Source organism: Micromonospora sp. NPDC005197, from assembly GCF_040608295.1.
GTDB lineage: Bacteria > Actinomycetota > Actinomycetes > Mycobacteriales > Micromonosporaceae > Micromonospora.
This window is the reverse complement of sequence record NZ_JBEXHY010000241.1, coordinates 1-3,486: the sequence shown is the minus strand read 5'-3', so window position 1 is coordinate 3,486 and position 3,486 is coordinate 1. Positions and strand designations below refer to the sequence as shown.

Below are 3,486 nucleotides of genomic sequence, written 5' to 3'. Positions count from 1 at the left end.
GGAGACGGCCGCTCTTCTCGTACGGGCGCTGTCGCCTGTCACTCGGATTCGGCGAGGATCGCGTACAGCTTGCGCCGGGTCTCGTCGAGCACCTGGGCGGCCCGCTCACGCTGGTCGTCGGTGCCGTTCATCATCACCTGGCGCAGGGCGTTCATCGCCTGCGCGCCGGAGTCGCGGATGTCGTGCCAACTGCTCACGGTGCCCTGGGCGACGTCCGCCCACGCCGGGGTCTGCGCGGCCGCGGTGGCCTCCGCCTGCCCGGCCTCGGTGACCGTGAACCGCTTGCGCCCACCGCTGGACTCCTCGGTGCTGGCGGCGATCACACCCTCGTCCTCCAGGAGCTGAAGGGTGGGGTAGATCGAACCCGGGCTGGGCCGCCAGGCGCCGCCGGTGCGGGAGTCGATCTCCTGGATCATCTCGTAGCCGTGCATCGGCCGCTCGGTGAGCAGGGCCAACACCGCGCCACGGACGTTGGGGCGTCGGCCCCTGCCCCGTCCGCGACCGCGTCCGCCCCAGGGGCCGCCGTGTTCGTGGCCGTGACCATGCGGGCCGGGCGGGACCGGCGGGAAGCCGAAGCCCCGCATCCGGGCCTCGTGCATCGGGTGGTGCTGTCGATGGAACCTCATGAGGTTCTTCCTCTCTGCGTACTGTCGCTGATGCATCAACGATATATCGGCAATGCATCGCCGACAAGCTCCTATCTGCAAACCGTACGTACGTCTTGTTAAAGTGTCCGGCATGCGCCTGCTCCCACCGCCCGGTCCGGCCCGGATCCTCACCCTCAGCACCCTGATCAAGACCGTCGGGCGGGGCCTGTGGCTGGTCGCCAGCGCGCTCTTCCTCACCCGCTCGGTCGGCCTCTCGGCCACCCAGGTGGGTGTCGGCCTGACCATCTCGGCGCTCGTCGGCGTGCTCGCGAGCGCACCGAGCGGCTACCTGGCCGATCGCGTCGGGCCGCGCGGCGCACAGGTCGGCGGGCTGATCGCGGCCGGCGTCCTGACCGCCGGCCTGATCGCCGTCCGATCGTTTCCCGCCTTCCTGCTGGTCGGCGCCGCCACGGCGCTCGCCGACGCGGTCGACCGCGGCGCCCGGGGAGCGCTCATCGCCGGCGCGATCCCGGCCGACCAGCGGGTGCACACCCGCGCCTACCTGCGGGCCACGACCAACGTCGGGATCTCCGTCGGCGCCGTCCTGGGCGGCTTCGCCATCGCCGCCGACACTCGCGCCGGCTACCTCGCGCTGATCCTGACCACGGCGGCGGCGTCGCTGGCCGCAGCGGCGATCTCCGTCCGGCTGCCCACGGTCGCACCCGTCGCCGCCCCGACGCGAGGACCCCGGCTGGTCGCCCTACGGGACCGCCCGTTCCTCGCCTTCACCCTGCTCGACGGGCTGATGTCCATGCACTTCAGCCTGCTCACCCTCGCTCTGCCGTTGTGGATCGCCGGGCACACCACCGCACCGGCCTGGATGATCTCGGTGTTGACGCTTGTCAACACCGCGCTGGTGGTGCTCCTGCAGGTACGCGCGGCACGCAGCGCCGTCACCCTGCCGGGGGCCGCCCGCGCGTCCCGCCGGGCGGGGGTCGTCATCGCCCTGGCCTGCGTACTGTTCGCCGCCAGCGGCGCGCTGCCCACACCGGGCGCCATCGGCCTGCTCTGCTGCGGGTCGCTGGCGCACGTGATCGGGGAGCTGTGGCACTCCGCCGCCGGATGGGGGATCTCCTTCGGGCTGGCGCCCGCCGACGCGCAGGGGCAGTACCAGGGGACGTACGGCATGGGTTACGAGCTGGGCAAGATGCTCGCGCCCGTCGTGGTGACCAGCCTCGCCCTCGGTTGGGGCGTACCGGGATGGCTCGCGCTGGGTGGGCTGTTCCTCCTGCTCGGTGCCCTGGTGCCCCCGGTCGTCCGGTGGGCCGGCCGGACCCGTCTGACCAGCCCGGTCGCCGAGCCGATGACCGTGTGACGGCGGGCTCGCCACTCGGCCGGCGGGGCGGGGGGTCGATCTGGCAGGCTGGTAGTCGTGCTGACGGTGCCGGTACGGCAACTGGGGGAATCGGAGCGCCGCGCGGTCGAGCGCCTGCTCGACCGTGACCCGTTCGCGGGCGCGCAGGTCGCGGAGCGCATCGCCGCGCGCGGGCTCTCCTGGTGGCGCGCCGAAGGGCGGATCCTGGGGTACGGCGCCCGGCGCAACCTCGAATCGCTGTGCTGGCTCGGTGGCAACCTGACGCCGGTGCTCGCCACCGACGCCGCCGTGTCCGCCTTCGCCGACCTGCTCGCGGGGGAGGAGCGGCTCTGCTCCTCCATCGTCGGCCGTGCCGACGCCGTCCTCGGCCTCTGGGACCGGCTCTCCGACACGTGGGGCCCGGCCCGCGACGTCCGGCCCAACCAGCCGCTGCTGGCCACCGACACACTGCCGGCCGTACCGGCCGATCCAGAGGTACGCCGCGTCCGCTCCGGCGAGGTCGACAGGCTCTTTCCGGCGGCGGTCGCCATGTACACCGAGGAGGTCGGTGTCTCCCCGCTGGCCGAGGACGCCGGCCGCAGTTACCGCCGCAGGGTCAACGACCTGGTCCGCGCCGGCCGCGCGTACGCCCGGTTCGTCGACGGCAAGGTCGTGTTCAAGGCCGAGCTGGCCGTGGTGACCAAACGGACCGCTCAGGTCCAGGGCGTCTGGGTCGCACCGGAGTGGCGGGGCCGCGGCATCGCCGCCGCCGCGATGGCCGCCGTCGTACGCGACGCGCTGCTCCGGGTCGCCCCCACGGTCAGCCTGTACGTCAACGACTTCAACCTGCCGGCTCGTCGGGTGTACGAGCGCTGCGGCTTCCAGCCGGTCGGCACGCTCGCCACCGTGCTCTTCTGACCCGAGCCGGGGCTGGGTATGCCGATGGCCGGCACCCCGGGTTCGGGGTGCCGGCCATTGGTTCGTGCGGTCAGCTGTTCCAGTGCTGGGCGACGAGGTCGGTGGCCTGCTGCTCCCACTGGGCGTAGGCGTCCGGGTAGGCGGAGACCTGTACGGTCTGGGCGGCCTGGGTCAGGGGCATGTCCTGCCAGCCGTCGACCTGCTTGAGGCCCTTGAGGAATGCGGTGGTGGAGTACTCGGGGTTGGTGATCTGCTCCGGGGTGCCCCAACCACTGGAGGGGCGCTGCTGGAACAGGCCCAGCGAGTCGTGGTCGTTCATGTCGCCGAGGTGGCCGAGGTTCTCCAGCTTCGATTCCTGCAGGCTCGTGGCGATCGAGATGACCGCGGCCCGTTCGGGCAGGCCGGCCTTCTTCGTGGCGGCGATGATCGCCTTGGCGTTGGCGGTCTGCTCGCCGTTGAGGCTGATGTGCGACTGGTCGCCCTGCGGCTTCGACACTGCCGTCTGCACGGCGGCGACGGGCTTGGCGTCGGTGGCGGGGTTGGCGTGGGCGGCGATCGGGCCGGCGAAGACACCACCGGCGAACGCGAGACCAGCAACGGACAGCATGCTCTTACGGAAGATCGTGT

At 72.3% G+C, this 3,486-nt stretch carries 4 protein-coding genes; 2 read left to right on the top strand and 2 right to left on the bottom strand.

Annotated features, from left to right (window positions below; translation table 11 throughout):
• Positions 1-38 precede the first annotated feature (38 nt).
• Positions 39-626, bottom strand: a complete 588-nt coding sequence (locus ABZU46_RS31400) for a PadR family transcriptional regulator (RefSeq protein WP_139586621.1) — start codon at positions 624-626, stop codon at positions 39-41.
• A gap of 112 nt (positions 627-738) precedes the next feature.
• Between ABZU46_RS31400 and ABZU46_RS31395 the strand changes: the two genes are divergently transcribed.
• Together ABZU46_RS31395 and ABZU46_RS31390 are read left to right on the top strand one after the other, a co-directional pair.
• Entirely contained in the window at positions 739-1,962 is a 1,224-nt protein-coding gene (locus ABZU46_RS31395) for an MFS transporter (RefSeq protein WP_354863317.1), read from the top strand.
• 57 nt (positions 1,963-2,019) lie between these two features.
• A complete protein-coding gene (locus ABZU46_RS31390) occupies positions 2,020-2,859 on the top strand; it encodes a GNAT family N-acetyltransferase (protein WP_354863316.1) in 840 nt (279 codons plus the stop codon).
• 70 nt (positions 2,860-2,929) lie between these two features.
• Here ABZU46_RS31390 and ABZU46_RS31385 read toward each other — a convergent pair.
• Positions 2,930-3,486, bottom strand: a 557-nt coding sequence (locus ABZU46_RS31385; RefSeq protein ID WP_354863315.1) for a hypothetical protein, incomplete at its 5' end; no start/stop codon positions are given.